Below are 26,370 nucleotides of genomic sequence, written 5' to 3' on the forward strand. Positions count from 1 at the left end.
CTGCAGGCCCTTCCGCAGATCGCGAACGGCACCGCCAACAAGGTGTGGATCGTTCCGACCGAGCTGACCAAGGCCCTCGAGGGCATGGGCGGCGCGCTGGGCGGCCTGGCCAACATGGCAGGCGACGAGCCCACCTCCGCTGTGGACTCGCGCGCAGTCGAACGGGAGGCGGCGGCTGCGTCCGCGGCGGCGGCCGAGGAGGCCGAAAAGGTCAACGCCGACGTGCGGACGGCCGAGGCTCAAGTGTCGGGATCGGCCGGCCTGCAGCTCGGCGGCAACCCGGCGCCGGAGCCGTCACGCTGAACCGGTGTGAAGGATCTCTCGGCCTGCTTGTCGTCATGAGACTGTCGTCGTTCCGCCGGGGCGCTGTCGGCCAACGATGGCATCGTCGACGATGTTGCTGTCCGAGTGAAGGAGCGAATCATCATGGTGGGATGGCCTTGGCCGGAGGGTGATCCTGATCCTCGTGGCGAGGAGCCGGGCGCACCGTCCTTCTCCATGGACGAGAGGTTGAGCCGGCAGGTCACTGAACGGCTGAGCGCCGACGCCTCGCACTGCTTCGGTCAGGTCGCAGTCGAAGCGCAGAACGGTGTCGCCCTGCTGTCCGGCGTCGTGGAATCGCACACCCACCGAGAGATCGCCGGGCGGGTAGCGCGTGACACTCAAGGCGTTCGAGACGTGTGCAACATGCTGACAGTGGCATCGTCGGACGAACGGCCGACCGGCGGAGGCCCGGACCACGAGCGCGCCGGCCTTGCGCGGAAGCAGCCACAAGCTGGCGACAGAGGGCAACCCGGAGACACGCCGGTCCCACGCCACCCCACGCGACCGATGGCGCAGCGGGAGACAGCGGCCGGAGCCCGGCTTCTGCTCAGCGTCGCGATCTGTTGGTGGCTTCTGTGCATCCTCATCGTGGTTCTGGGACTGGTGGGCATCGTGATCTGGTGTCTTGCCATGGCGATCACGCTGGCGGCCTACACGTCACGACGTGGCCGCGGTCGGTGACCCCATTCGCCGACGTCCTGGACGTCGTGTCGTCGCTCGCGCGGGTGCCGGCCGGCACCCGCTGAGGGCGATGTCACGGGACCGTCATCAACCTGGCGGGCGACCGCCAACCCGGCGACACACGCTCGGACCACCTGCTGCCGGCCGGGGAGGACACCCATGAGCATGACGTCATTGCACGAGGTCGCACCGACCGAACGGCCGGCGGGTTCGAAAACCGTGGTGGAGCTGGTCCTGTCCGGCGACGTGGACATGGAAACTGCCCAAGAGCTGCGGCGCTACCTGACCGGCGCTTTGGAACGAGGCGCTGACATCGTCATCGACCTTGCCGAGGTGCGGCTGGTCGACTGTGCCTGCCTGGACATTCTGGTCAGGGCCGCGCGGGCGGCCCACACGCTGGACAGGGTGATCAGCCTCGTCGCCCCGTCGGACCTGGTGCGAATGACGCTGCGAGTCACCGGGACCGAGGCCCTTTTCCTCTTTTGTGACGATCGTGTTGCAGCGCTACATCGTTGCGGGACGGACGAGGCCGTCCGGTGAGATCTCAGCTCGTTGGATCTCGTCTGTTGACTCTCCCTTCCCGTGCGTACTCATCCAATCTCCTCGGCAAAGGGGCAACTTGATGGCCGGGCCACCTGACACCGAGAAGGAGCCTCGGCAGCGGCTGTTCCGCCTGTCGTCGTGGCGTGAGGCCAAATTCGTGGCCGAGGCACTGCGCATGGAGACGGTCGGTGGCGCCTTGTTGCTTCTGGGCGCTGTGTTCGCGCTGGTCTGGGCCAATACGCCCTGGGTCGACGCGTACGAGCGACTGAGGCGATTCGTTCCGTGGCCGGGCGGCGAAGGTCTGCACCTCGATCTGGATCTGGCGCACTGGGCCGGTGACGGCCTGCTGGCGATCTTCTTCTTCGTGGTAGGCCTGGAGCTCAAGCGGGAGTTCGTGGCAGGCGATCTGCGCAATCCGCGTAAGGCCGCGCTGCCCATCGTCGCGGCGGTCGGGGGAATGGCCGTACCGGCGTTGATTTTCGTGTTGTTCAATCTGGGGGACAGCGCGGCGCTGCGCGGCTGGGCAGTGCCCACCGCGACCGACATCGCCTTCGCGCTCGCGGTGCTGGCGGTGATCGGTTCGCACCTCCCGCTGGGCTTGCGGGCGTTCCTGCTTACCCTGGCCGTGGTCGACGACCTGTTCGCGATCACGATCATCGCGGTGTTCTACACCGACGATTTCAACCTTCTGCCGCTGCTCGGATCGTTGGCGCCGATCCTGGTGTTCGCCTGGTTGGTGCAGCGCGGCCGGACCTGGTGGTGGGCACTGATTCCGCTGGCGGTGACGTCCTGGGCGCTCATGCATGCTTCCGGCGTGCACGCCACGATCGCCGGGGTGCTGCTCGGCTTCACCGTGCCGGTACTGGCGCGCAAGGGCGCGGAGCACGGCCTGGCGGAGCACCTGGAGCACCGGTGGCGCCCGGTCTCGGCGGGGGTCGCGGTGCCGGTGTTCGCGTTCTTCGCCGCCGGGGTTTCACTGCGTGGCAGCGACCTGGGCGCCGTCGTGGCTGACCCGATCGTCCTGGGCATCGTGGCCGGCCTGGTGCTGGGCAAAGTCATCGGCATCTTTGGTTCGTCGTACCTGATGGCCCGGTTCACCGGCGCGGAACTCGACGACGAGTTGTCCTGGACCGACCTGCTCGGGGTGTCGCTGCTGGCCGGGATCGGCTTCACCGTCAGCCTGCTCATAGGCGAGCTCGCCTACGGCACCGGCTCGGAAGGCGACGACGCAGCCAAGGCCGCCGTCGTCGCCGGCTCGGTTATCGCCGCCGTCCTGGCAGCTGTCGTGCTTGGCCGCCGCAACCGGGTCTACCGCCGTCTGCAGGCCCGCGCGGTCGTCGACGCCGACCACGACGGGGTCCCCGACATTCACCAGCAGGACTCGTCGCGGTGAGGAAACCACATCCGGCCGCCGACCCAGGCCGGTCCGTCCATTCCGGCCCACCGTCGTGTCCGGGCGCATCGGTCCCGGCATGGTGGGCCCCAGGCTGTTCGGGCGGCGTCACCGGCTGACGAACGGCGTGTCCGTAAGACCGTCACCGAGGAGAAGCTTTGGAACCACGTCTGTTCGCTGCGGAGGCCGTAGAGCCGGCCTACTCGGCGGGGCCGCTCTTGCTGATCGCGGCGGCCTCTGTCGTGCTGTTGCTATTCATGATCATCAAGCTGAAGCTCCACGCCTTCGTGGCGCTGATCCTGGTCAGCCTACTCGTCGCGCTGGTCGCCCGGGTGCCTCTGACCGACATCGTCACCACCCTGACCTCCGGCTTCGGCTCGACGCTGGCCAGCGTCGCCCTGCTCGTCGGCCTGGGTGCGATGCTCGGCCGGCTGCTCGACTTCAGTGGCGGCGCCCAGGTGCTCGCCGACAGCCTGGTCCGCGCCTTCGGGGAAAAACGCGCTCCCCTGGCGCTGGGGGTGGCCGCTCTGCTGTTCGGCTTCCCCATCTTCTTCGATGCCGGCTTCGTGGTCTTCCTGCCGATCGTTTTCACCATCGCTCGGCGGCTCGGCGGCTCGATCTTGCTGTACGGATTGCCGGTAGCGGCCGCTTTCGCCGTCATGCACGCCTTCGTCCCACCGCATCCCGGTCCGGTTGCCGCTGCCGAGCTGCTCGGCGCCGATCTCGGCCTGACCCTGGTGTTCGGCCTGCTCATCGGCCTGCCCACTTGGCTGATCGGCGGCTACTGGTTCGGCACCTGGGCCGGGCGGCGCTACCACATCGCGGTGCCCGATGTCTTCGGCGGGGGCTCGGCGAAGACGGACCCGACGGCGGCAACCGCCGCGCCGGACGCCGCGCAGAGCGGCCCGGACGGAACCGCCGTCGCCGGCACCGCCCCCGCAGTCGCCGGCCCGTCAGGCGGCCCCGAGACGAAGGCCGAACCAGTGCACCCGGCGAACCCGCCGTCCTTCGGCACCGTCCTCAGCCTGCTGCTGCTGCCGTTGATCCTGATCTTCCTCAACACCGGGCTGACCACTCTGGCCACCGCCGGCACAGTCGACGAGGACTCCACCGTCGTCGCCGTGGCGCAGCTCATCGGTTCTACTCCGGTTGCCCTGCTGATCACTTTGCTGGTCGCCATGGTGGTGCTCGGCCGGCATCGGGGCGAGTCGGCGGAGAAGATCGAGTCGGTCGTCAACAGCGCGCTCGGGCCGGTGTGCGCGGTCATCCTGATCACCGGGGCGGGCGGCATGTTCGGTGGCGTGCTGCGGGCCAGCGGTATCGGCGAAGCCCTGGCCGACGTGCTCGCGGACACCGGACTTCCCGTTATCGTCGCGGCGTTCGTCATCTCGGTGCTGCTGCGCGTCGCCCAGGGTTCGGCAACCGTCGCCCTCACCACCACCGCCGGCCTCATCGCGCCGGTCATCGAGGCCACCAGCGGACTCTCCGGCCCGGACCTCGCCCTGATCGTCATCGCCATCGCCAGCGGAGCCACCGTGCTGTCGCACGTCAACGACTCAGGTTTCTGGCTGGTCAGCAGATTCTTCGGGATGGACGTCAAGACCACCCTGAAGACCTGGACCGTGATGGAGACCCTGCTCGGCACGATCGGCTTCGCTCTGGCCCTGCTGCTGAGCCTGATCCTGTGACGGCTACGGCGTCCGGCGCTCGAATCGACCGAAGGGCGCCTGCTGCGGGTTCGTCGCCGAGTACGCCAGCGACATCCGGACCCACTGCATCGTGATCGTCGACGCCCTGCCTGGACTTGCCGTTGTTGTTGTTCACGAAGGCGCGTGCGACACCCTTGAGGTCGACGCCGTTGTGGTGGTGGAACTCTTGGTCCTCAGCGGCCACGATGGCGTCGCGCATGTGTTTCGAGATGTCCTTCAGGGGCACGTCGCTGCGGAACTCGTCGTAGAACTGAGCGATCTGCGTCCCGTTGTCGGATGCGTAGACCCGGGTGATCTGCGGCGATCTGAAATCCCGGAGTTCGTTCGGCAGGCTGGCGAAGGCTCGGCCACCGGCCTTGGCCATCAGGCCTGACATGGCCGCAGCCGGAAATGCCGCCGCAGCCACGATGACTCCCGCGAGCGTGCCACAGAACAACAGCGAGAACGCCTTGAAGTAGATGCTGTGATCGCGCCGACGCATCCAGGAACCCATTGCATCGCCCTTCGGGACTCGGCCGGATTGATCATTTTTCACCGGCTTTGTGACGATCAACAATCGGTATCCCTGCACTCCGATGAAACCTGACGAGGGCTCAGGAGAACGCCGGCCTCAGAAGGCCCGGCACCGGCAGGGGTGCCGCGGCCGTGGCGGCGGACCGCTCGCGGGGGACGAGGGCACCGTACCTCCGGCCGCGGCACCAGCGCCCAGGTTTCCCGGGCGGTGTGGCGGGTTCTCTGCAGGTCTGTGACGGATCTGCGACGGTCAGGCCCACGACCGCCAGGCGTCGGCGACGGTGATTTGCGCGCCCGAAAAGTGAGCCTGGTCGTCTGATCGGTCAGGGACGAGCGCGTCATCGAACCGACAAGATTCTGTAGGAAGCCTGCGGAAATGGCGGCTTAGTGTCTGCCGTGGACCCCTTGTACCTCGATGAATCTACCGGCTCGGCGAGCCGGAGAGGAGAGCACGATGAACATCGAGTCCGGCACGATGATGCGACTGGGCGACAGCGGCCAGATGCTGGCCGACCCGGCCCAGGACATTCGCGGTCGCAAGGTTCTGGACCGGGATGGCCATGAGATGGGCAAGGTGGACGATCTGCTGATCGATGCCGAGCACCAGAAGGTACGGCTCGTCCGGGTCGAGCACGGAGGCTTGTTCGGCATCGGCGCGACACCGCTGTTCATCCCGGTGGAGGCCGTCGAACGCGTGACCGATGAGGAGGTCGGCATCGACCGTTCCCGGGTGCAGGTGGCCGGCGCCCCGCAGTACGACCCTGACCTGGTCGACAAGGACGAGTACTTCAACGAACTGTACGGCTACTACGGCTACCCGCCGTACGGGGCACCGGGCTATGTGCCGCCCAGCCGCGGGTTCTTTCGCTGACAACTGACCCGGGCGTCGCCGGCGGGCCGATAGTGCCCGCTTCCCACGTCTCCACCCGGCGGCCGCGATCACAATGGTGATCGCGGCCGCTGATGCTTGTCCGTCGGGAGTTCCCGGACGAACACCGGCGTGGGGCTGTGACCGGCTGCTGATTTATCGTGATCTGGACGCCGCCGAGGGCGATGGGCTTGCGGCAGGTCGGCCGATCGTGGGCGGCGAAAGAGTAGGGGCTCCGGTCGGTTCCCCCGTCGGGTTCCCGGTGGGAGCCGATCCGGGTGGCGCTGTCGGCGTCTCGCTCGTGCTCGGCGGAGTAGATACCGCCGGAGATGATGGGAAAGCGGGAGATGATGGGAAAGCGGGAGATGATGGGAAAGCGGGAGATGACGGGACAGCGGGAGATGACGGGACAGCGGGAGATGACGGAACAGCGGGAGATGACGGAACGGCGGTAGGCGACGGGACCGCGGTAGACGACGCGACCGGCGAGGCGGATGAGGTCGTGGATGCCTCGGTGCGGGGCATCGGCATCCGGGTCTCGGCGGTCCGCGGTGAGCGATCTCTCGGGACAAGAGGACGAGTCCGCGTTGCCCCGGCGGATGTGGCGGGTGTGCTGGACGACGATCGGACCCGGGTGACGGCGCGACCGCACTCTGCCCGTTCAGACTGAAGCCGCTCGGTGTGCCCTCCTCCGTACGGTCGAAGGTGCCCTTGACGAGAAGCGTGGCGGCCGAACCGGGCCGCAGCACGTCGTCCGCGACGATCGTCACCCGGTCGGCGCTCTGCGTCCACGCAGCACCCGATATGCCCGAGACCCGGTGACCGGCGGGCACGGTGAAACGCGCCGACCAGTCGGACAGTGGTGTGTCGCCCGTGTTCGACATCTGCAGCTGGGCGGTGAACGACCCATCGGCCCGCCGGTTGCTCAGGTAATCGGCCGCACATGAGGCGACCTGCTCGTCCGACGCCGGCCCGTCGGCTCGCGCGGTCTCGTCACCTGGGGGCGTGATGAGGTTCGCTCCTATCGTGCCGGAGAGCACGGCGAATGGCGCGACTGCGAGCGCGATCGCCTGCCGTGACAAGCGGCGTCGCCGTCTCGGCACGACGGGAGCCGTGGCCGCGGTAGAGGCGGCTGCCGTACGCAGCGGCCTTGCGTCTGCTTCGCACGATGCGACACCGGCCGGTCCGACCTTCCGAATCACGCGGGCAACCTCGGCGGCGGAGGACGATCAGCTGGATCGGGGGAGAGGCAACGGCGATAGAGGGCCTCGACCTCGGGCGGCATCCCAGCCGGGCGCGGCAGCTTCGGCACCGGCGTACGGCTCCGCTCGGCGAGCAGCTCGTCGGCTCTGGTCGACTGCCATGGCGGGCGACCAGCCAAGCACTCGTGCATGAGCAGACCCAGCGCGTACACGTCACCTGCGGGAAACGCATGCCTCCGCTGCAGTTGCTCGGGCGGCAGATAACCGGGCGTTCCCAGAGGCGCCCGGAGGGGTCGACGGGCAGCCGCCCGGCGAGAGTGGCGATGGGCGGCCCCGCGCGGGTAGCTGCACTGCGCCGGTTCCCTGCCCTGACGGCCTATTAGGCCCACGAGCGGACGGTGTGTGCCAGCACAACCTTCCGGCTCTCGAAATCGCTGTAGCGTTCACGTCGCTCGAGCCCATACGGCGTCGAGAGACGGTCGAAGCCGAATTCGTCGACCACCCCTCGCACGGTTACCAGGCTTCGCTGCTCGAGTCCGGGCGGCACGACACCGAGCACGAGCGTGCCCTGGTCCGGCAGATCCGCGTCAGCGATCACGAACGCGCGCGCCGTCATGATCGCGGCCACCACCGCCGTCATGACGATGGGATCGCCGACCTCACGCATCGCCATGGTCTTGACGGCAGCGCTGGGACGAGTGGTTGGCGTGAACGAGACCGCCGGCGCAGCGGTGTCCTGCCTCGCTGTGCAAGCCGGCGCAGCGGCAAGGCAGGTGGCCGCGAGGACAAGAACCCCGCAGCGTGTCAAAGCCGGTGTGTGCGCGTGCTGCATCGGATGCCTCCTCGCGACGACGCTGCCGCTACCCCGACGCGCTTGCCGGCCAGCGGCATCCTCCATTGTCCCGCCGCTGGTGCGCGGTAACCGGCCGATGGCCGGACCGACATGAAACCGTGAAATGGTTCAGCCGTCCGACGCGCCAGTGCTCGCCGTTCAGCACAGTCAATAGCAGGACTCGGGCGCTCGATAATTGAAGGCAGCGCCTGGCACGTTCATGGACTCATGACCGCCGTGGCCGCAGGTGAGCCGGGCTGGTCAGGGGCTGCGGCCGGTTTCCGATTGTCCCGTGCACGCGGACACAAGCCATAGGACGCACGCGAGAAGAACGATCGTCGTGCCGGGGTTTCACGACGGGTCCCGTCAGCCAGCGGAAGACCAGGCGCGCCTCCATCGGCGCGACCCTGAACCCGTGCGGCGAGCATTCGAGTCAATCCCGAGGCGATGATGATCGCCACGCCGATCACAACCAGCAATGCCGACGCCAGTGTCAAGCCAGTCGCACCGATCGTCAGACCCACGACAACCAGCAGTGCCGGAGAGATACGCATCAGGTCCCATTTCCTTGGTCCTGAGCGTTATTCATCTCCTTGTCGCATGTCCTGCAGTGGTTCGGCATTTTCGTGACGGTTCCGCCGAGCCGAGGGGTATTGACGTCGACGGCCCCGTGCCCCCGCAAGCTGCACAAGTCAAGATGCCGGGCGATCCGTTCTCCTTGGTGGTTCGGGGATCGCCCGCACCTCAGCAGTCGTTCATCGGGTCGACAGGTCCAGGACGAACTGCACGTCGCCTGTCCCATCGGTGCGGACGTCGAAGGTCTTGTCGTCCACCTGTTCCGCGACGGTCTCGGCGACAAACAGCAGCGCGTCGGCGCCGGCTTCGTACACCATGTCGCCGGCTTCAGGCGCCGGCGATACGGCCAGTCGAAGCATGCCACCGTCAGGAGTCTTGTCGATCCGTAGACCCGATCCTTCCGGCACACCGGGTCGGGTGACGATCCGGCGGATGGCGTCGGCCGCGCTGTCGGAAACTGTGAGCACAGTGGTCTCCTTCTGGGCTGTCCTGTTCACCACATCGGCAAGTCCCCCAACGTTGCGTCGTCATATGTAGACGCCTCCGCATCGAGATGACGGTTCAGTGACGAAGCGGAAGCTTTCGCCGTGAGAAGGCCTCGACCAGCTGTGCGAGGTGGCGACTCGGTCGCGAAGCCGGATGTCTCGGCATGACGATTTCATGACAAGACTGCAGTTCGGCCGGACGAAGGTGCCGGCCGGGCCTCGACGGGGCATCATGCCGAGATGACCGCAGTGTTGTTGATCGAGGACGACGACCGGATCCGGCTGTCCCTGGTTCTGGCTCTGGAGGACGAGGGATACGCGGCTCACGCCGTAGCCACGGCCGAGGAAGGGCTGATTGAGCAGCGCCGCGTCGGCGCCGACACCGTGCTGATCGACTTGATGCTGCCCGGCATGGATGGCTTCGAGTGCATCCGTCAGCTGCGCCGGACCGACGACGTGCCGATCGTGGTGATCAGCGCGCGCGACGACACCCACGACATCGTGGCCGCGCTCGAGGCCGGCGCCGACGACTACCTGATCAAGCCGGTCGCGGTCAAGGAGCTCGCCGCGCGGCTGCGGGCGCTGCGCCGACGGTCCCGGACCGCCGATGCGCCGGCGCTGAGAATCCTCACCTTCGGCGACCTCGAGCTGCGTCCTGAGGCGGGAGAGGTTCGCCTGCACGGCGCCGAGGTGCCGGTGACCCGTACGGAATTTCAGTTGCTCTGTGAGTTGGACGACCATGCCGGTCAGGTGCTGTCGCGTGAACAGTTGCTGCAACGGGTGTGGGGCTACGACATCGGCGACGAGCGTCTCGTGGACGTTCATGTCGGCCGGCTTCGGCACAAGATCGAGGACACTCCGGGCAAGCCGCGCCATCTCGTGACGGTGCGCGGGCTCGGCTACAAGTTGCAGCCGTGAGACGCGCAGGCCTGCGCACCCGGGTCAGTGCGGCCTTCGCGGTCGGCGCCCTCGCGTTGTCGGCGTGCGTGACCCTGGTGTCGTACGAGCAGACTCGCAGCACCCTGTTCCGCGAGCGGGAACGCACCGCGGTCCGATCCGCCTACTTCGACGCCTCCATCGTCGCTGCCGGTCTCGCCAGCGGCAACCGCAACGTGGCTGACGTGCTCGGGTCCCTTGACATCGGCGCTGACCGGTACGTGCTGGTGAGCCGGGCCGGGCGTTGGTACGCCCGCAGCGCCGACACCGACGCGCACGCCGCCGTGCCCGCCGCGCTGCAGGAGATGGCGAACGGTGGGCAGGCCGGCGCGCAACGCATCCGGCGCGACGGTGTACCCGCTCTGGTGACCGCTGTGCCCTTGACCGAAGATGCGGTCTTCTACGAGCTCGTGACGCTGCGCGAGCTGGAACGCACGCTGCAGGTGCTGGCGCTCGTGCTGGCCGCTGTCGCGATCATGGTAGCCGCGGGCGGGGCGGCCGTCGGTTGGTACGTCACCCGGCACGCGCTGCGTCCGCTCGCCGCGGTCGCCGGGGCCGCTCGCGGCATCGCCGGCGGTGACCTGGACACCCGCCTCGACCCGGACACCGAACCCGATCTGGCCCAGCTGACCACGTCGTTCAACCACATGGCCGACGAGCTCGACCGTCGGCTGCAACGCGACCGGCGGTTCGCCGCCGACGTCAGCCACGAGTTGCGCTCACCGTTGCAGACCCTCGCGGCCGCCGTCAGCGTCGTCGACCGCCGCCGCGATGATCTCGACTACCGAGCCGCCGCCGCTGTCACCCTCATCGTCGACGAGATCGCACGCTTCCAGGAGTTGGTCGGCGATCTGCTGGAACTGGCGCGCAGCGATCAACCAGTGCACCGGGAGCCCACCGACATCGCCGAACTGCTGGCACGCGTGGCCCGGGCGCACCGGCTCACCGACGGTGTGGTCGAAACCCTGCCCGACGATGTGCCGCCTGTCTGGAAGGTCGATGCGAGAAGGGTCGAGCAGGCGCTCAGCAACCTGGTGGAAAACGCCGTCCGCTACGGCGGAGGGCCGGTGGCTGTCCGGGTGGGACGCTGCTTCCTCGAAGTCGACGACGCCGGGCCCGGCGTGCCGGCTGGGATCCGCACGTCGATCTTCGACCGCTTCGTGCGCGGCCCGGCGGCGAACGACCGGGGTGCCGGCGACGGAACCGGCCTGGGCCTGGCCATCGTCGCTGAACACGCTGTCGCGCACGGCGGTTCGGTGACCGTGAACGACCGTCCGGGCGGCGGCGCCCGTTTCCGCATCGATTTGCCGGAGTATCTGCCGTGAAACGTGTGCCACTGCTGATGGCCGTCCTGACGACTGTCCTGCTCGCCGCCTGCGGTGTGCCGGCGCAGGACGATCCCCACCCTGTCGACCTGCCCCGGCGTCCGCTGACCGCCTCTTCCGACGCCGAGGCCACGGCGTCGAGTCCGCCGGGCGAAGTCGCGCACGTACTGTGCTTGGTTCGCGGTGACCGGCTGGTGCAGATCGTGCGCCGTGCACGTGTCTACCCGAGCGTGCAGGAGCAGCTGGACGAGCTTGTTGCCGGGCCTACCAGAACCGAGAGTGAAAGCGGTCTCTCCACGGCTCTGGCCGGTCTGGTCGTCACGGCTAGCGCCGCACCGGGCTCACGGATAGCTGTCGAGGCAGCGGAGATCGACGAGGGTAGTGGCCGCAGCAACGAGATCCTGGCGTACGGCCAGGTGGTCTGCACGCTCACCGCCCGTGCCGACGTCAGCGCCGTGTCGTTCACGCGCGCGGGCCGGCACCTCGACGTTCCGCGCGCCGACGGAATCCTCACCGGCGAGCCGCTGCGCGCGTCGGATTATGTGAGCCTGCTGGGCCCGGCCTGAGCCGGTCGGCGCTGGTGGACAGTCGTCCGGGGCTGATGCGAGGATCCTTGCTGACTCCATGGGCGCCTTACGGCGACGGCGATGGTAAGCGGGCAACGGCTTTTGCGGACGGCTGCCGGCCGCTAGGGTGGGCCCCGGTGCGCCGGGAAGTCTGGTCGGCAATTGTTCGACCGATCTCATGAACCGGAGCCCTTGTGCTACTTCTGACCTTCGCCGTCGTCCTGCTGCTGGGCGTGCTGGTGTCTGCGCTCGCGAAGAGAACGATCCTGTCTACCGCCGTGCTGTTCCTGGCCGCCGGCTTCCTTCTGGGCCCCCGGCGTGACCGATGTACTCGAGATCGATGCCGGCTCGTCGATCGTGGGCACTCTCGCCGAGCTGGCTCTGTTCGCCGTGTTGTTCACCGACGGCATGCGAGTCGGCTGGGCCGATCTGCGCTCGGCCTGGCGCCTGCCCGGTCGAGCGCTGGGCTGGGGTCTGCCGTTGACTCTGCTGGTCACCGCCGTGCTCGCCCATTTCGTGGCCGGGCTGGGTTGGGCGGAGTCGCTGCTGATCGGGGCGATCCTGGCCCCGACGGATCCGGTCTTCGCCTCGGCGTTGGTGGGTAACGACAAGGTTCCCGCCCGGCTGCGCCATCTCCTCAACGTCGAGTCCGGCGTGAACGATGGGCTGGCGCTGCCGTTCGTCATCGTGTTCCTGGCCGTCGCGGCCGGATCCGACGATCTGCACCTGGGGGAGCTGGGGCTGGAGGTGTCGCTCGGCGTCGCCGTCGGCGTGCTGATCCCGGTTGTGGCGATCCTGCTGGAGCGTAGTCGCTTCTTCTCCGCCTCGGCGGCCTACGAGCCGCTCAACGGCCTGGCGATCGGATTGCTCGTGCTGGCGGTGGCGCAGGCCACCCATGCGAACCTGTTCCTGGCGGCGTTCTCGGCGGGCATCACAGTGGCCACTTTCGGCCCGCGGCAGCGTGCCGCGTTCGAGCACTTCGGCGAGAACATCGCCGAGCTGTTCAAGCTGGCGGCCTTGCTGGTCTTCGGTGCGTTGATCTCCCCGCAGTTCCTCGGCGAGATTTCGTGGCAGGGGTGGGTGTTCGCGTTCCTCGCCGTCTTCGTTGCCCGGCCCCTGGCGCTGTGGTTGTCCTTCCTGCGCTCCGGGTTTGATCTGCGGGAGCAGGCCGCGGCTATGTGGTTCGGGCCCAAGGGCTTCGCCTCGGTGGTCTACGGACTGCTGGTGCTCGACTCCGCGATCACCGCGGCGGATGAGATCTTCCACCTGGTCGCACTCACGATCGTGCTGTCGATCCTGCTGCACTCCTCGACCGACGTGGTGGTCGCTCGTGCCTTCGATGACGAGGCCGACATCCCGGCGTGGCATGGCGTTCTGCGCCGGAGACTCGGCGAGTCACGGCGCTGACGGCCGAGTGACGCCGGCGAGCCCTCGTGCTGCCTGGATGTCCGGGATGTGCCGGCTGACAATTCAGGATCGAGCCCGGACCTGGATCAGCCGGTCGCCTTCGGCGAACGCACCGATCCGGTTGTACCCCACCAGCGCGCCTTCCCGTACTGCGGCGAGTACCAGATCCTCGCACTCCGCGCTGGGACGACGACTGGCCTGAAACGAGGCCGGACCGGTAGCCAGGCACTTGACCCGGCTCGCGGAAACAACCGTTTCGTCACGGGCATCGCGGGCACGCTGAAGGTGCCCCTCGACGACAACCAGATGGATAGGACCAATGACCTACCGCCACAGCAGTTCGGCCGGTCTACGGTGATCCCGCAGCGGTGGAGTGCGCTCGGTGAGGCCTGGCGCACCCAACTGTGGCCCCTTCCGTCGCTGTTCGTCGCCGCCGCCGTGATGCTCGGTGTCGTACTGCCCCGTCTCGACGCCCACGTCGACGACGAGTTGCCGGCATCGATCACGGCCTACCTCTTCAGCGGCGGACCCGAGGCGGCGCGGACGGTATTGTCCGCCGTTGCCGGCTCGCTGATCACGGTCACAACCCTGACCTTCTCGCTGACCGTCGTGACCCTGCAACTGGCCAGCAGCCAATTCTCGCCGCGGCTGCTGCGCACCTTCACCCGCGACCGCGTGGTCCACCTGAGCCTCGGTCTTCTGCTCGGTACGTTCACCTACGCCTTGACAGTCCTTCGCACCGTACGCGCCTCACTGTCGGAGCAGACAGCGTTCGTGCCGCAGATCTCGGTCACCGTGGCGTACGCGTTCACCTTGGTCAGCGTGCTGACGCTGGTCGCGTTCCTTGCGCATCTGTCCCGGCAGATCCGTGTCGAATGGATCATGCGGCAGGTTCATACCGAGACGAACGCGACAATGAAGCGCGTCCTGAGCGACGACGCCGCCTCCCTGACCGTTCCAGCCGCACCGGGGTATGCCGTTCCGCTGTGCGCCAGCGCGTCCGGGTTCCTGAACTTCGTCGATGAGAAGGCGTTGCTCTCCGCCGCTGTGGACAATGGCGCAATTGTGCTGGTGAACCGGCAGCCCGGTGAATCTGTGGTGACGGGCACGCCCATCGCCCAGGCTTGGCCTCTGGAGGATCGTCGTCCGCTGCCGGAGCCAGAACGTGAAGCTCTGACTGTCAGCCTCCATCGAGCGTTGACCACCGGCTTCGAACGCACGGCGGTGCAAGACGTCGCCTTCGGTCTTCGGCAACTGGTCGACGTCGTGGTCAAAGCCTTGTCGCCCGGCGTCAACGACCCCACGACCGCGGTGCACGGCCTGGGACACGTGGCGGTGCTGATGTGTGAGCTCGCCGGACGAAACCTCGGTCCACGCCTGCTGTGCGACCAGGACGGGCACGTCAGGGTGGTGCTCCACCGGCCCGGCTTCGCCGAGCTGCTGGAACTGGCGATGGCCCAACCGCGCCGCTACGGCGCCACGGACCCGGTCGTCCTGTCCCGGCTCGCCGCCATGTTGCGTGAGATCGCCTGGAGTTCCGCCCGCCCGGCCGAACACGCAGCTGTCGCGACCCAGCTCGAACGCCTCGTCGCCACCGTCGATCAGCAGGCCTTCGACACCCACGAAAAGCAGAAACTCCGTGCCGACGCTCAACGTGTCCGCGACGCCCTCGCCGGAAGGTGGTAGCAGCGCAGCGGGATAATAGAGGCAGGTGGGGTGCGGCGGCAGGCAGCGGGTAAGTACGAGTACATGTTGTTCGACAGCGCATCAGACTTGTGGCGAATCGGCTTGATCGGTGTGCTCAGCTATGCGGTGCTGATCACGGTGCTGCGAGTGTCCGGAAAGCGCACCCTGGCGAAGATGAATGCCTTCGATCTGGTCGTCACCGTCGCGCTCGGATCAACCCTGGCCACCATCGTGCTGTCCCGCGATGTGTCGCTGTCCGAGGGCGCGGCGGCTCTGGTCCTGTTGGTGTGCCTGCAATTCGCCGCCACCTGGCTGTCCGTGCGGTGGCCGTCTCTGCGGGGGGCGATCAAGTCGACGCCGACGTTGCTGTTCCGCGATGGGAAGTTGCTGACTGACGCGCTACGCCGCCAGCGGGTCACTGACGACGAGGTCTTCCAGGCGATTCGTTCGCAGGGCATCGGAGACCTCGCCGCGGTGGCCGCGGTGGTACTCGAGACCGACGGCACGTTCAGCGTTATTCCGCAGCAACAGGCCGGTAACCGTACGGCGCTGCCGGGTATCAACGTGAACTCGAACCGGGATGAAATCTGAAACTGGTTGTCTCGCCGATGGCCTGTCTGCCGGGACGGCGGCGCGGTTTGTCACCCAACTGTCATGCCGTTGCTGAGCGGTCGCCACAGTGGCCCGAGACGGTGGTCCGTACCGACGCGAGCGGATACGCCCGGCCGCGTTCATTGCAGGACACGTGCTGTCTGTCTGTCCGGGCTGAGACGGCTGCGCTGTTCCGGAGAGGGGTTGGTCTCGTTGCATCCGATCAGGGGTTCCGACGACGGCGGTCAGGACGCCGATTTCGATGTCACCGCCTGGGTCGCCGGCCTGAACGCCGACGATCGGCTCGCCGACCTGGCGGCCGAGGAGCTCTCGTCCGACCCTCGGATTCGCGGTTCCCGCTTGGAGATCAGCGTGCAGAACGGCGTGGTGATCCTGCAGGGTGAGCTCGAGTCGGAGGACGCCCGGGAGGCTGCACGCCGGCGAGCATGGTCGCTGCCGGGGATCCGCGATGTCTGCGATGTGGTCATCACGCCAATGAGTGGCGTCTGACCATCGCTTCAGCTCCTTTGACTCGGCCGTCCACCCGGATGGGCCGAGCTGTGAAGGCGGTCCGGTCTGGACATGCGCGAGCAGGCGGCGGCGGGGTGGGATCGGGGCGGAGGTGCTGCGCACGGCACGCGGAGCTGCTGAAGTCTTGTTGCTCAACCCCACCGACTACTTCCTCTACCTTCCGCTGCTGCCGGAGGTCGCGGGCGGGGTGCTGGACCCGCGCCGGGTCACTGTGCCGCTCACCGACGCCCTGCCGGGGGTTCGGCTCGTGCTGGGGCAGGCCGGCGGCGTCGACGCCGCCGCGAGGACGGTTTCCTGCACCGGACCGGAGGGCGAGCAGCGGACGATCGGCTATCACCGATTGCTGCTGGCGGCGGGAAGCGTCAACAAGCTGCTACCCATCCCCGGTGTGGCCGAGAATGCCCACGGCTTCCGGGGCATTCCCGAAGCGCTGCACCTGCGTGACCACGTCGTCCGGCAGATCGAGATGGCCGACGCGGCCGAAGATCCGGCCGAGCGAGCGGCCCGGCTCACGTTCGTGGTGGTCGGGGCGGGCTACACGGGTACGGAGGTCGTCGCGCAGATCCAGTTGCTGACGCATGACGTGCTGAGCCGGCATCCGCGTTTGGCTGGTATCCGGCCGCGGTGGCTGCTGCTGGACACGGCCGACCACGTGTTGCCGGGTATGGACGAACGGTTGTCGGCCACCGCCGAGCGGGTGCTGCGCGACCGGGGCATCGAGCTGAACATGGGTACGTCGGTGGCCGAGGCTACCGCCACTGGGGTCAAGCTCACCGATGACCGCTTCGTCGCGTCGCACACGCTCGTCTGGTGCGTCGGCGTACGTCCCGACCCGCTGGCCCAGAGCACCGGCCTGCCCCTGACCAAGGGCCGCTTGAAGGTCGACGAATACCTCGCCGTGCCGGGGCGCCCCGAGATTCTCGCCTGCGGGGACGCCGCCGCGGTGCCCGACCCCGCGAATCCCGGCCACCCCACGCCGATGACCGCCCAGCACGCCGTCCGCCAGGGCCGGCTGGCCGGCCACAACATTGCCGCCTCGTACGGCGTGGGTAGGCGCAAGCCGTACCGGCATCGTGACCTCGGGTTCGTAGTGGACCTCGGCGGTTGGCAAGCGGCGGCGAATCCCCTGCACGTGCCGCTCTCCGGGCTTCCGGCGCGGATCGTCACCCGCGGCTACCACCTGACCGCGCTGCCCGCCAACCGGTTCCGCACAGTGGCTGACTGGCTGTTCACCGCCGTCAGCTCCCGGCCCGCGGTGCAGTTGGGGCTGGTGCCGGGCCCGGCGGTGCCGCTGGACACCGACGCTCCGGAAGTTATCCACCAGCCCTACTGACACCCGAGCAGCGATCCTTCAGGCGGGGGATTTCTTCGCAGAAATCGTGTTCGCGGATGTCGCCTGTGTCGCTTTGGCATCGCGTAGGAGACGAACCGCGCGATCGGCGAGGTCGGCGTCCACGACGATGTGGTAGCGATCGGCGCGGACGGGCTGATTCGCCACGAACGAGCGGCGGCCCTGTGTGATGACGTAGCCGAGCAGCGCGATCGCGGCGCCGAGCACGGCGCCCAGAATTGCGGCGTTGACAATCAACCACGGCAGGGCCAATGAGGTCTCGGTCAAGTCGAACAGTCCGAGCATGTAGCCGACCGCCGCGCCGATCAACATCCCGGAGATGGCGCCGCGGCGGGTGACGTCGGCCGTCGACACCTGCCCTTGTTCCCGGTCGACCGTGTGCAAGCCGGCGGCCATGATGGTCGTCTGTTCGACGGAGAAGTCGTTGTCCCGCAACCGTTCGACCGTTCGGCATGCCGAGGGGTAGTCATCGTATGTACCGATCGCCCGTTGGGCGACTCCCACATGAATGGTGCCGGTGCGGGTGACGTCCGTGCCTGCGTTGTCACTCATTGCTGAACCGCCTGTCTGTTGGTCGGAAGAACGTCAAGGCCCCTGCCGGCGACCTCTCCTGTTCAGCGTGCGACGGCAGTTGTGCGGCTGCCGCACTGTCCCGTGTCATTGCGGTGACGGCTCGGTACCTGGGTCGAAGCCGTCGTCGGTCAACGGCTTCAGCGAGGCGAGCGCGATGGGGGAGGCGTCTCGTCGGGGTTGGTGTGCACGAGGGACAGAAGCAGCTGCACGACCCGGTCGAACGCAGGTTGGTCCGGCGAGCAGTCGTCGGCGGTTCTCGACCATGACGGTGTGTGAACGCGGTAGATGTACCCATCGGAGCAGACAGGCCCGGAAGTGGACCTCGAGACCGGGGTTTTCAAGGCGGGGTCGGCTAGCAGCTGCTTGAGTTCGGCGAGCCGGTCGGCGCCCAGTCGAAACCGGTTCTGCTGCGAGCTGGTGACCGTTCCATCGGTATCGACGTGCAGTTGCTCGCTGACGCCGGCCAAGCCTCCCGTACGGGAGAAGTCCAGCGGCAGCACATCACCGGTAGCCGAAGGGCCGGAGGCAGCGGGACTCGTGTGGCGAGCGATCGGCGGACTGATCTTCGGCGTGGCGCAGCCGCTGATCCCAGTGACGAGGGTCAGCAGTAGCACATACGACGCAAGCATTTTCGTCATCCTTCTGGGACGCGACGCCATGGTCTTGCGGTTCCCACGCTCAGAGGACGACCGCCTATCCGGGATCGCTCTGCCAACTGCACCTCGGATGTGGAAGGCGCCTCGACACGTTTGGGCCTTCCCCGACCGGGTAGCGACGAGCAGGTTCGTCCGTCTCGAGGAGGAGACCGCCATGCGCGCGTTGACCGTACAGCCGCTCAAGGCAGGATCGGCCGAAGTGCTCGAGGTGCCCGACCCGGAGCCGGGCTCGGGCGAGATGCTGGTCGAAGGTTTGGCGCTGGGTATCTGCGGCACGGATCGCGAGATTGTCGCCGGCGAGTACGGGTGGGCGCCGTCCGGCCGCGATCGGCTTGTCCTCGGCCACGAATCGCTGGGGCGCGTGCGCACGGCTCCGCCGGACAGCAGCTTCGCGCCCGGTGACCTGGTTGTCGGCGTGGTGCGCCGCCCGGACCCGGTCCCGTGCGGGGCGTGTGCCCACGGCGAGTTCGACATGTGCCGCAACGGCAGGTACACCGAACGTGGCATCAAAGAGATCGACGGGTACGGCAGCAGGCTGTGGACGGTCGAGACGGGCTGTGCGGTGAAGCTCGACCCGCGGCTGGCCGAGGTCGGCGTGCTGATGGAACCCACCACCGTGGTCGCCAAGGCCTGGGAACAGATCGAGAAGGTCGGCGCCCGGTCCTGGTTCCAGCCCGAGCGGGTCCTGGTCACCGGGGCCGGGCCGATCGGTCTGCTGGCCGCGCTGCTCGGGGTGCAGCGGGGGCTCGAGGTGCACGTGCTGGATCTCGCCACCGACGGGCCGAAACCGGAAGCGGTCAGAGCGCTGGGCGCGCAGTACCACTGCTCCGGCATCGGCGACGTGACGGCGCGGGCCGAACCCGACGTGATCATCGAGGCGACCGGGGTCTCGCAGCTCGTGTTCGACGCGATGGCGAGCACCGCCTCGTACGGGATCGTCTGTCTCACCGGAGTCTCCCCGGTCGGCCGCAAGATCTCGGTGGACATCGGCGCGGCCAACCGCGACATGGTGCTGGAGAATGACGTCGTCGTCGGTTCGGTCAACGCCAACCTGAGCCACTACGCCGCCGCAGCCGACGCCCTGGCCAAGGCCGATATCGGCTGGTTGTCCCGGCTGATCACCCGGCGATTGCCGTTGAGAAGCTTCGCCGAGGCACTCGAGGCGCGATCCGACGACATCAAGGTCGTCCTCGACCTGACCGCTTGAGCGGGGGAGTCGCCATGCCCGGACGGATCGAGGACTACGCGCTCATCGGCGACCTGCAATCGGCCGCGCTGGTCGGCCAGGACGGCTCCATCGACTGGCTGTGCCTGCCCCGCTTCGACTCCGCCGCCTGTTTTGCGGCCCTGCTCGCCGACGAGTCCGCGGGTCACTGGCGCATCGCGCCGGTCGGCGCCGGCGCGGCCACGAGCCGACGCTATCGCGGTGACACGCTGGTGCTGGAGACCGAGTGGCGAACCGCCGACGGCATCGTCCGTGTCATCGACTTCATGCCGCCACGGGGCGAAGCCGCCGACGTCGTCCGCATTGTCGAAGGCGTTTCCGGCGCCGTGCCGATCCACATGGACCTGGTCCTGCGCTTCGACTACGGCCGCGTCATCCCGTGGGTCCGTAGGCATGACCGCGACCTGGCGGCGATCGCGGGTCCCGACGCGGTCTGGTTGCGCACCGACGCCACGCTGCACGGCCGGGATCGGGCCACAGTCGCGGACTTCACCGTGCGGGAGGGGGAGCGGGTCCCGTTCGTCCTTACGCATCAGCTCTCGCACCTGCCGCAGCCCCAACCGGTCGATCCCTTCCCGGCGCTGAGCCGGACCCAGCGGTACTGGGAAGAATGGATCGGCCGCTGCGACTACGACGGCCGGTGGCCCGACGCGGTCCGGCGATCGCTGATCCTGCTCAAGGCTCTGACGTACGCCCCGACCGGCGGCCTCCTCGCCGCTGCGACGACGTCGCTGCCCGAGCAATTGGGCGGTTCGCGCAACTGGGACTACCGGTACTGCTGGCTGCGCGACGCCACTTTCACCCTGCAGGCGCTGCTCGGCACCGGCTATGTCGCCGAGGCCAAAGCCTGGCGGGAGTGGCTGCTACGGGCGGTTGCCGGCGATCCGGCCAACCTGCAGATCATGTACGGACTCGACGGCACCCGCCGGCTGCCCGAGTACACGGTGGACTGGCTCAGTGGCTACGAGGGGGCCCGCCCGGTCCGGGTGGGCAACGCCGCCGCCGGGCAGCTGCAGCTCGACGTGTGGGGCGAGGTGCTGGACGGCCTGCACCTGGCCCGGGAAGCCGGCATCGCCGCCAGTGACGCGGGGTGGGACCTGCAACGGGCGCTGCTCGACTTCCTCGAGAGCAACTGGCGGCAGCCGGACAACAGCCTGTGGGAGGTCCGCGGAGAACGGCGGCAGTTCGTGCACTCCAAGATCATGGCGTGGGCCGGCTTCGACCGGGCTGTCACCGCGGTCGACCACCACGGCCTTGACGTTCCGGCGGAAAGGTGGCGGACGTTGCGTGCCGAGATTCACGCCGAGGTCTGTGCCCGGGGTTTCGACACCGACCGCAACACCTTCACCCAGTCATACGGCTCCGCGGCGCTGGACGCGGCTCTCCTGCTCATCCCCCGGGTCGGCTTCCTGCCCGGCACCGATCCGCGCGTGGTCGGCACAGTGGAGGCCGTCCAGCGGGACCTGTGCCAGGACGGCTTCGTGCTGCGCTACCGATCAGCGGCACGACGACACGGACCTCGGCGGATTCGACGGCTCAGCGTACTCGCCGCAGTGGGGCCCACCGGAGTTGAACCGGAGCGGCCGGCGGGCTCCGGCGTGCGTCTGGGCTGCGACGGCTTGAGTTACGGCCGGCGCGACCAGTCATCGCCAGGCAGGATGTGGGAAGGCGCCGGCAACTCGATATGTAGCTCATCGAGCACCTTGAGCGCCGCCTGCTGGTCGGGAAAGATCCGGAAGACACCCTCCAGCCGCATGGTGTGCAACACCGTCAGAACGAATCGTGACGGCGCCGACAGGTCGAAGGTCGCTCCGTGCTGACGAGCCTCCTGCCGTCCGCGTACCAGCAGCCCGAGAGCGGTGGAGTCGAGGAATTCGACGGCGTGCAGATCCACCAGCACGTGCGGGTGAGTGGCGGCGGCCGCCATCAGATCGTCGCGCAGACTCTCGGCGAGGTCGGCGTCGAAATCGGTCAACGGCGTGATGACGGCGGCGGGGCCGAGCGTCCGCACGTCATACGAGGCGCCGTGGGTGCCGGACCGGGCGGTCGGCTCGGGCGGAGGAGGCGTGCCGGAGCTGCACCCCGGGCAGCGATGTGGTCCGGTGGGAAATGCCGAGCCGGTCCAGCCGAGCTGGGTGACCATCGGCCACACCAGTTCACCGTCGGACGTCGCGTCGACGGTGGTGTCCTCTCGGCCGCACTGGTCGCAGATGACCAGGGCGGTGCGGTCGCCCGCCGGCACGACCGTCACCGGGACCGGCCGGCGCCGTCGAACCGTCGGTCGGCGGTCGCCGCCACCAGTCCGACGCCTGTGCCGGCGAAGACCATTTGCACGACCACCTCGACGGCCGTCACACCGGAGGTGTCGATGCCGACGAGCCGGACGACGACGGTGGCCAGCATCGCGGCGCTGACGGCCACGGCCAGCGGTACCCAGAACGGGACGCTGCGGCCGGCCGGGACGAGCCACCACCCGCCGAGGCCGAGGGCTGTCCCGACGGCCAGGGCGGTGATCAGGCTGCTGATGGTCATGAGCGGTGTCCTTCGCCTGCGGTGAGGATTCCAGAGTGCTGGCCGGAATCGGCGGAACATCCCCCGGATCGTGACAGTCGGATGACATCCGGATCGCCCGCTTTGCTCCGGGACCCGATCGTGCCGGTCGTCTGTTGTTTGCCGCGCTGCAACGCGGCCGTACCGTCCGGCGGGTCACCGCTCCGGCGGCAGGAGCGAGAACTGCACCTTCCCGGCCTCGTCGATTCGGGCATCGAGAGTCCTGCCCCTCAGCAGGAACTCGGCCTCCTCGGCGACGAAGACCCGCATCCGTTCGTCGGTATCATGCACCCGGTCACCGGGATGCGGTCGCCCAGCCAGAGACAGGCGGAGGGCTTCCGCCGTTGAGCCGGGCGAGATGCGCAGGCTCGCACCGGGCGGGGTGTCCCGCATCGCGGCAAGGTGGCGGATGGCGAGGACAGCTCCTCTCGAAATGGCGAACAGCACAACTTCCTCCTGCGGGCTCACGACTTCTGTCACTCGATGCCACGGTTGCGCCCCTATGTGAAAGTCGCTGCACCTCGCCGTGACAGTCCGGTGTCAGTTGGCCTCGGACCCCGTCACGCTGTATGCCCCGCACTCGGTAGGCGTCCTACCCGCTCGTCATGAAACTGTCGTCGGCTCGCCGAAACCTCGCCATGGCGGAGATCGAGGCTGAGGTATGCCGATAGAGTCGAAGTGTCAGAGGGAGATCGCGGTGGGAGTCAGCTCGTGCTCGCAGGTCTGATCTCGGCCATGCTCGCCGGCACGGTGGTCGGCCTCGCCGGCCGCCTGGTGCCGCGGTGGCGAAGCGTGCCGGTCTGGCTTCCCGTGGCGATCGGTGTGGTCGCTGCCCTGGCCGGCAGTCTCGCGGTGAGCGCCATCGGTGCCGAGCCGCCCGACGCTGGATTCAGCGTCGCCATGCAGGTGTTCTTCGCCGCCGTCGGCGTCGTGACGATGGGCGCGATGGCCGCCCGGCGTGCCGCCGTCCACCCCTCCGACCCGCCCGGGAGGGCGTGACGCCTGAGGAACGGTAGCCCGGAGCGGAGCCGGTGATCCTGAAGAATGGCCTCCCGGCGACCAGGCCGAAGCTCAGCAACCGATGTCGCGGCGGCGCAGACCGGCGTAACCCGCGGCGAGCAGGGTCACGGCGATCACGCCGACCACTAGGAGCGGTGTGACAGCGAGCGCGTCCAGGGGCACCCGCGGGGTGTGGGCGAACGGCGACGCGCGTTGTGCCCAGCCGGGCAGGTCGAACGAGTCGGCGAAGAGTGCGACGACCGCGCAGTAGGCGACGGCTGTCCAGGCCACCACGGCGGACGGCCGGGGGAGCCAGCCGATGGCCAGCACCGCGACGGCGACGATGACCCACACCGCGGGCAGGTAAGCGAGGGCGACTCCGATCAGACGGGGCACCTGTGTGGGGTCGGAGACGGTCATGGCGTACGCGGCGCCTTCGCCGAAGCCGATGGCCAGCAGGGCGAGGGCGGTGCCGGCCAGGGCGACGCTGAGGTGGCCCGCGAGCCAGGTGAATCGGCTCGTCGCGGTGGCCAGGACGGGTTCGGCGCGGCCGGTTGTCTCTTCGGCGCGCACGCGTAGCACGCTGGTGACGCCGTACGCCGCGGCGATGAGCGCCGATACGCTGACGGTGAGCGCGAGGTAGGAGTCGACGATGCTCTGCGCGCCGCCGGGCAGGAACTGGGTGATCTCGGGGTTGTCCTGGACGTACTGCTCGATGCTGTTGCCGATGGAGCCGTACGCGACGCCGAGCAGGGCCAGACCGGCCATCCAGCCGGCCAGCGCCGAGCGCTGCAGCCGCCAGGCTAGTCCGAACGGGTTGGCGAGCGCTGCAGAGGCCGTGGGACGTCCGGGCCGGGACGGGAAGAGTCCGGCGCCGAAGTCGCGCCGTTCGAGTAGCGCGACCGCGAGGGCGACCAGCAGCAGGGTGGCACCGAGCGGGAGCGCCAGCGGCCACCAGCGGTCTCCGGCGTAGGGGAAAGTGCGCTGTCCCCATCCGATCGGTGACAGCCACGACAGGGTGCCGTCGCCGGTGTCCCCGGCGGCTCGCAGGGCGTACGCGGCGCCGAGCACCGAACCGACTGCGCCGTAGGCCGCGCGGGTGTTCTCGAAAAGCTGAGCGGCGACCGCCGTGAGTGCTGCGAACGTCAGCCCGACGGTGGCCAAGGCCGCGCCGAGCAGCAGCGACCCACCGATCGGCAGGCCGGTGCCGGCGGCGACGGCGGCCACGAGCACCCCGGCGGCCAGGTCGGCCAGCCCAGCGAGGGCGAGCGCGGCGCCCAGTGGTGCGCGGCGGCCCACCCGCGCCGAGCGGATCAGTTCGGCGCGGCCGGCCTCCTCGTCGGCGCGCGTCTGCCGGCCGACCAGAAACATGTTCATCAAGGCGATCACGATCGCGAGGAAGGCGAAGATTTCGAAGACCACCTCGCCGCCGATCGAATCGAGCAGCTGGGTGGGCCCGCTCATCGCGATGACAGCGGTGTTCCCGCCGATCGTGCGCCGGAGGTTGGCGAGGTCCTCGGCCGTGCCGTAGAGATTCTGGCTCTGGGTCGACTGGATCAACAAGAGCACGGCGGCGCCCAGCAGCCACCAGGGCAGGCTGCGGCGTTCCCGGCGTAGGAAGAACAGCAGCAGGTTTCCTGTCCCGGTCATGACGCGACGCTCTCGGCCGCGGCAGCGTCGGCGCCGTAGTGCCGCAGGAACATCTCTTCGAGCGTCGGCGGGGTGCTGGTCAGGCTGCGTACGCCGAGGCCGGCCAGGCGGCGTATCACGGCGTCGAGCTGCGCGGAGTCGACGTCGAAGCGAGCGTGGTGATCCTCGGCCACGACGTCGTGCACGCCGGGCAGCGTGTCGATGCCGACGAGCGGTTCGGCGGTCTCGACAGTGATCGAGGTGCGGGTCAGGTGACGCAGCTCGCGCAGAGTCCCGGACTCCACGGTGCGGCCGAGCCGGATGATGCTCACCCGGTCGCACAGCGCCTCGACCTCGGCGAGGATGTGGCTGGACAGCAGCACCGTCCGGCCCTCCCGGCGGACGTCCTGAATGCACTCCTGGAAGACGGACTCCATCAGCGGGTCCAGGCCGGACGTGGGTTCGTCGAGCAACAACAGCTCGGCGTCCGAGGCGAGCGCGGCGATCAGGGCGACCTTCTGCCGGTTGCCCTTCGAATAGGTGCGGGCCTTCTTGCGCGGATCGAGGTCGAACCGGTCGAGCAACTCGTCGCGGCGGCGGCGGTCGGGACGGCCGCTCATGCGGCCCAGCAGGTCGATGACCTCGCCGCCGGTGATGCCGGGCCACAGCGTGACGTCACCAGGCACGTACGCCAGCCGGCTGTGCAGGGCGACGGCGTCGCGCCAGGGGTCGCCGTCGAGCAGTTGTACGGTGCCGGAGTCTGCGCGCAGCAGGCCGAGGAGAACACGGATGGTGGTGGTCTTGCCGCTGCCGTTCGGACCGAGGAAGCCGTGCACCTCACCCGCCGCGACGGTCAGGTCCAGTCCGTCGAGGGCCTTGGCGCGGCCGAACGACTTGGTGAGACCCGAGATGGAGATTGCCGTACCGGTGTTCGCGCTCATGGGAAGCTCCTTGGGCAGGCGAATACTGTCGCCGACCAGGCTTCCCGGCACTCCGTCCGACAGCGTACGGCATGAGGCAACCCTGGTCCTGTCATCCATCCGTCATACGGTCGCGTATTCGTCGCCATGTCCGGGCGTGAGGCTGGGCTGTGCACCGGAAGCCGCGCTGATCGCTTGATGCGTGCATCACGGGTGTGCGAAGGTGAGTTCCCCCCGCTTTCGTGGAGCTTCTCAAACATGATCGACTGATCATGGGGAGGAAGCATTTGTGGCTGCAC

General features: G+C 68.4%; 26 protein-coding genes and 4 pseudogenes. 17 read left to right on the forward strand and 13 right to left on the reverse strand.

The features are described 5' to 3' along the window. The 5 genes and pseudogenes from KXC43_RS48635 to KXC43_RS48655 form a co-directional block, all read left to right on the forward strand. A pseudogene (locus KXC43_RS48635) lies at window positions 1-303 on the forward strand (SPFH domain-containing protein); the annotation flags it as partial. Between the two features lie 195 nt (window positions 304-498). Next, on the forward strand, window positions 499-1,005 hold the full coding sequence (locus tag KXC43_RS48640) for a BON domain-containing protein (protein WP_221383125.1): 507 nt from the start codon (window positions 499-501) through the stop codon (window positions 1,003-1,005). 159 nt (window positions 1,006-1,164) lie between these two features. Further along, complete coding sequence (locus KXC43_RS48645; protein WP_221383126.1) at window positions 1,165-1,545, forward strand: STAS domain-containing protein; 381 nt, start codon at window positions 1,165-1,167, stop codon at window positions 1,543-1,545. Between the two features lie 82 nt (window positions 1,546-1,627). Further along, complete coding sequence (gene nhaA / locus KXC43_RS48650; protein ID WP_221383127.1) at window positions 1,628-2,941, forward strand: Na+/H+ antiporter NhaA; 1,314 nt, start codon at window positions 1,628-1,630, stop codon at window positions 2,939-2,941. A 158-nt stretch (window positions 2,942-3,099) separates the two neighbouring features. Next, entirely contained in the window at window positions 3,100-4,629 is a 1,530-nt protein-coding gene (locus KXC43_RS48655; RefSeq protein ID WP_221383128.1) for a GntP family permease, read from the forward strand. A 39-nt stretch (window positions 4,630-4,668) separates the two neighbouring features. On the opposite strand, the pseudogene KXC43_RS48660 reads toward KXC43_RS48655, so the two are convergent. After that, a pseudogene (locus tag KXC43_RS48660) lies at window positions 4,669-5,143 on the reverse strand (transglycosylase domain-containing protein); the annotation flags it as partial. A gap of 474 nt (window positions 5,144-5,617) precedes the next feature. On the opposite strand from KXC43_RS48660, the gene KXC43_RS48665 reads away from it, so the two are divergent. Continuing rightward, window positions 5,618-6,034 carry a PRC-barrel domain-containing protein gene (locus KXC43_RS48665; RefSeq protein WP_221383129.1) on the forward strand — a complete coding sequence of 139 codons (417 nt, stop codon included), beginning with the start codon at window positions 5,618-5,620 and terminating at the stop codon, window positions 6,032-6,034. Window positions 6,035-6,102: 68 nt separating this feature from the next. Here KXC43_RS48665 and KXC43_RS53455 read toward each other — a convergent pair whose 3' ends face one another. The 5 genes from KXC43_RS53455 to KXC43_RS48690 form a co-directional block, all read right to left on the reverse strand. Continuing rightward, window positions 6,103-7,233 (reverse strand): cellulose binding domain-containing protein, encoded by a 1,131-nt coding sequence (locus KXC43_RS53455; RefSeq protein ID WP_369076982.1) that lies wholly within the window; start codon window positions 7,231-7,233, stop codon window positions 6,103-6,105. Next, entirely contained in the window at window positions 7,230-7,622 is a 393-nt protein-coding gene (locus KXC43_RS53460; protein WP_221383131.1) for a protein kinase domain-containing protein, read from the reverse strand. Before KXC43_RS53460 ends, KXC43_RS53455 begins: the two co-directional genes overlap by 4 nt. Next, a complete protein-coding gene (locus KXC43_RS48680) occupies window positions 7,613-7,906 on the reverse strand; it encodes a hypothetical protein (RefSeq protein ID WP_221383132.1) in 294 nt (97 codons plus the stop codon). Before KXC43_RS48680 ends, KXC43_RS53460 begins: the two co-directional genes overlap by 10 nt. A gap of 377 nt (window positions 7,907-8,283) precedes the next feature. Further along, a complete protein-coding gene (locus KXC43_RS48685; protein ID WP_221383133.1) occupies window positions 8,284-8,619 on the reverse strand; it encodes a hypothetical protein in 336 nt (111 codons plus the stop codon). Window positions 8,620-8,820: 201 nt separating this feature from the next. Then, window positions 8,821-9,108, reverse strand: a complete 288-nt coding sequence (locus tag KXC43_RS48690; protein WP_221383134.1) for a hypothetical protein — start codon at window positions 9,106-9,108, stop codon at window positions 8,821-8,823. A 258-nt stretch (window positions 9,109-9,366) separates the two neighbouring features. Between KXC43_RS48690 and KXC43_RS48695 the strand changes: the two genes are divergently transcribed. The 8 genes and pseudogenes from KXC43_RS48695 (at window position 9,367) to KXC43_RS48730 (ending at window position 17,501) form a co-directional block, all read left to right on the forward strand. Further along, entirely contained in the window at window positions 9,367-10,044 is a 678-nt protein-coding gene (locus tag KXC43_RS48695; protein ID WP_221383135.1) for a response regulator transcription factor, read from the forward strand. After that, entirely contained in the window at window positions 10,041-11,387 is a 1,347-nt protein-coding gene (locus tag KXC43_RS48700; RefSeq protein ID WP_221383136.1) for a sensor histidine kinase, read from the forward strand. The genes KXC43_RS48695 and KXC43_RS48700 overlap by 4 nt, the downstream gene beginning before the upstream one ends. Then, window positions 11,384-11,953, forward strand: a complete 570-nt coding sequence (locus tag KXC43_RS48705) for a hypothetical protein (RefSeq protein ID WP_308129598.1) — start codon at window positions 11,384-11,386, stop codon at window positions 11,951-11,953. The genes KXC43_RS48700 and KXC43_RS48705 overlap by 4 nt, the downstream gene beginning before the upstream one ends. A 194-nt stretch (window positions 11,954-12,147) precedes the next feature. Further along, a pseudogene (locus tag KXC43_RS48710) lies at window positions 12,148-13,360 on the forward strand (cation:proton antiporter). 48 nt (window positions 13,361-13,408) lie between these two features. Then, window positions 13,409-15,046 carry a DUF2254 domain-containing protein gene (locus KXC43_RS48715; protein WP_221383137.1) on the forward strand — a complete coding sequence of 546 codons (1,638 nt, stop codon included), beginning with the start codon at window positions 13,409-13,411 and terminating at the stop codon, window positions 15,044-15,046. A gap of 63 nt (window positions 15,047-15,109) precedes the next feature. Beyond that, a complete protein-coding gene (locus KXC43_RS48720; protein ID WP_221383138.1) occupies window positions 15,110-15,637 on the forward strand; it encodes a DUF421 domain-containing protein in 528 nt (175 codons plus the stop codon). Window positions 15,638-15,850: 213 nt separating this feature from the next. After that, entirely contained in the window at window positions 15,851-16,147 is a 297-nt protein-coding gene (locus tag KXC43_RS48725; RefSeq protein ID WP_221383139.1) for a BON domain-containing protein, read from the forward strand. A gap of 100 nt (window positions 16,148-16,247) precedes the next feature. Next, window positions 16,248-17,501: an NAD(P)/FAD-dependent oxidoreductase gene (locus tag KXC43_RS48730; protein ID WP_221383150.1), complete on the forward strand. Its 1,254-nt coding sequence runs from the start codon at window positions 16,248-16,250 to the stop codon at window positions 17,499-17,501. A gap of 18 nt (window positions 17,502-17,519) precedes the next feature. Here the strand turns inward: KXC43_RS48730 and KXC43_RS48735 are convergent, their stop codons facing one another. Continuing rightward, window positions 17,520-18,071 carry a general stress protein gene (locus KXC43_RS48735; RefSeq protein WP_221383140.1) on the reverse strand — a complete coding sequence of 184 codons (552 nt, stop codon included), beginning with the start codon at window positions 18,069-18,071 and terminating at the stop codon, window positions 17,520-17,522. Window positions 18,072-18,229: 158 nt separating this feature from the next. After that, entirely contained in the window at window positions 18,230-18,721 is a 492-nt protein-coding gene (locus tag KXC43_RS48740; RefSeq protein WP_221383141.1) for a hypothetical protein, read from the reverse strand. 181 nt (window positions 18,722-18,902) lie between these two features. On the opposite strand from KXC43_RS48740, the gene KXC43_RS48745 reads away from it, so the two are divergent. Both KXC43_RS48745 and KXC43_RS48750 read left to right on the forward strand, forming a co-directional pair. Next, window positions 18,903-19,955 (forward strand): glucose 1-dehydrogenase, encoded by a 1,053-nt coding sequence (locus KXC43_RS48745; protein ID WP_221383142.1) that lies wholly within the window; start codon window positions 18,903-18,905, stop codon window positions 19,953-19,955. A gap of 14 nt (window positions 19,956-19,969) precedes the next feature. Next, window positions 19,970-21,793 carry a glycoside hydrolase family 15 protein gene (locus KXC43_RS48750; RefSeq protein ID WP_221383143.1) on the forward strand — a complete coding sequence of 608 codons (1,824 nt, stop codon included), beginning with the start codon at window positions 19,970-19,972 and terminating at the stop codon, window positions 21,791-21,793. On the opposite strand, the pseudogene KXC43_RS53465 reads toward KXC43_RS48750, so the two are convergent. From KXC43_RS53465 to KXC43_RS48760, 3 genes and pseudogenes are all read right to left on the reverse strand, one after another. Beyond that, window positions 21,742-22,116, reverse strand: a pseudogene (locus KXC43_RS53465) (STAS domain-containing protein); the annotation flags it as partial. The gene KXC43_RS48750 and the pseudogene KXC43_RS53465 sit on opposite strands and share 52 nt — an antisense overlap. Window positions 22,117-22,220: 104 nt before the next feature. Further along, entirely contained in the window at window positions 22,221-22,505 is a 285-nt protein-coding gene (locus KXC43_RS48755) for a hypothetical protein (RefSeq protein ID WP_221383144.1), read from the reverse strand. 174 nt (window positions 22,506-22,679) lie between these two features. Further along, on the reverse strand, window positions 22,680-22,970 hold the full coding sequence (locus KXC43_RS48760) for a hypothetical protein (RefSeq protein WP_221383145.1): 291 nt from the start codon (window positions 22,968-22,970) through the stop codon (window positions 22,680-22,682). Window positions 22,971-23,234: 264 nt separating this feature from the next. Here KXC43_RS48760 and KXC43_RS48765 point away from each other — a divergent pair, with 264 nt between their 5' ends. After that, window positions 23,235-23,522 carry a GlsB/YeaQ/YmgE family stress response membrane protein gene (locus KXC43_RS48765; RefSeq protein WP_221383146.1) on the forward strand — a complete coding sequence of 96 codons (288 nt, stop codon included), beginning with the start codon at window positions 23,235-23,237 and terminating at the stop codon, window positions 23,520-23,522. Between the two features lie 72 nt (window positions 23,523-23,594). On the opposite strand, the gene KXC43_RS48770 is transcribed toward KXC43_RS48765, so the two are convergent. Together KXC43_RS48770 and KXC43_RS48775 are read right to left on the reverse strand one after the other, a co-directional pair. Further along, window positions 23,595-25,172, reverse strand: coding sequence for an ABC transporter permease (locus KXC43_RS48770; RefSeq protein WP_221383147.1), 1,578 nt, complete (start codon window positions 25,170-25,172; stop codon window positions 23,595-23,597). Then, window positions 25,169-26,092 carry an ABC transporter ATP-binding protein gene (locus tag KXC43_RS48775; RefSeq protein WP_221383148.1) on the reverse strand — a complete coding sequence of 308 codons (924 nt, stop codon included), beginning with the start codon at window positions 26,090-26,092 and terminating at the stop codon, window positions 25,169-25,171. The genes KXC43_RS48770 and KXC43_RS48775 overlap by 4 nt, the downstream gene beginning before the upstream one ends. Window positions 26,093-26,370: the final 278 nt, after the last annotated feature.

It is taken from the genome of Paractinoplanes polyasparticus (assembly GCF_019710575.1).
Taxonomy (GTDB): domain Bacteria; phylum Actinomycetota; class Actinomycetes; order Mycobacteriales; family Micromonosporaceae; genus Actinoplanes; species Actinoplanes polyasparticus.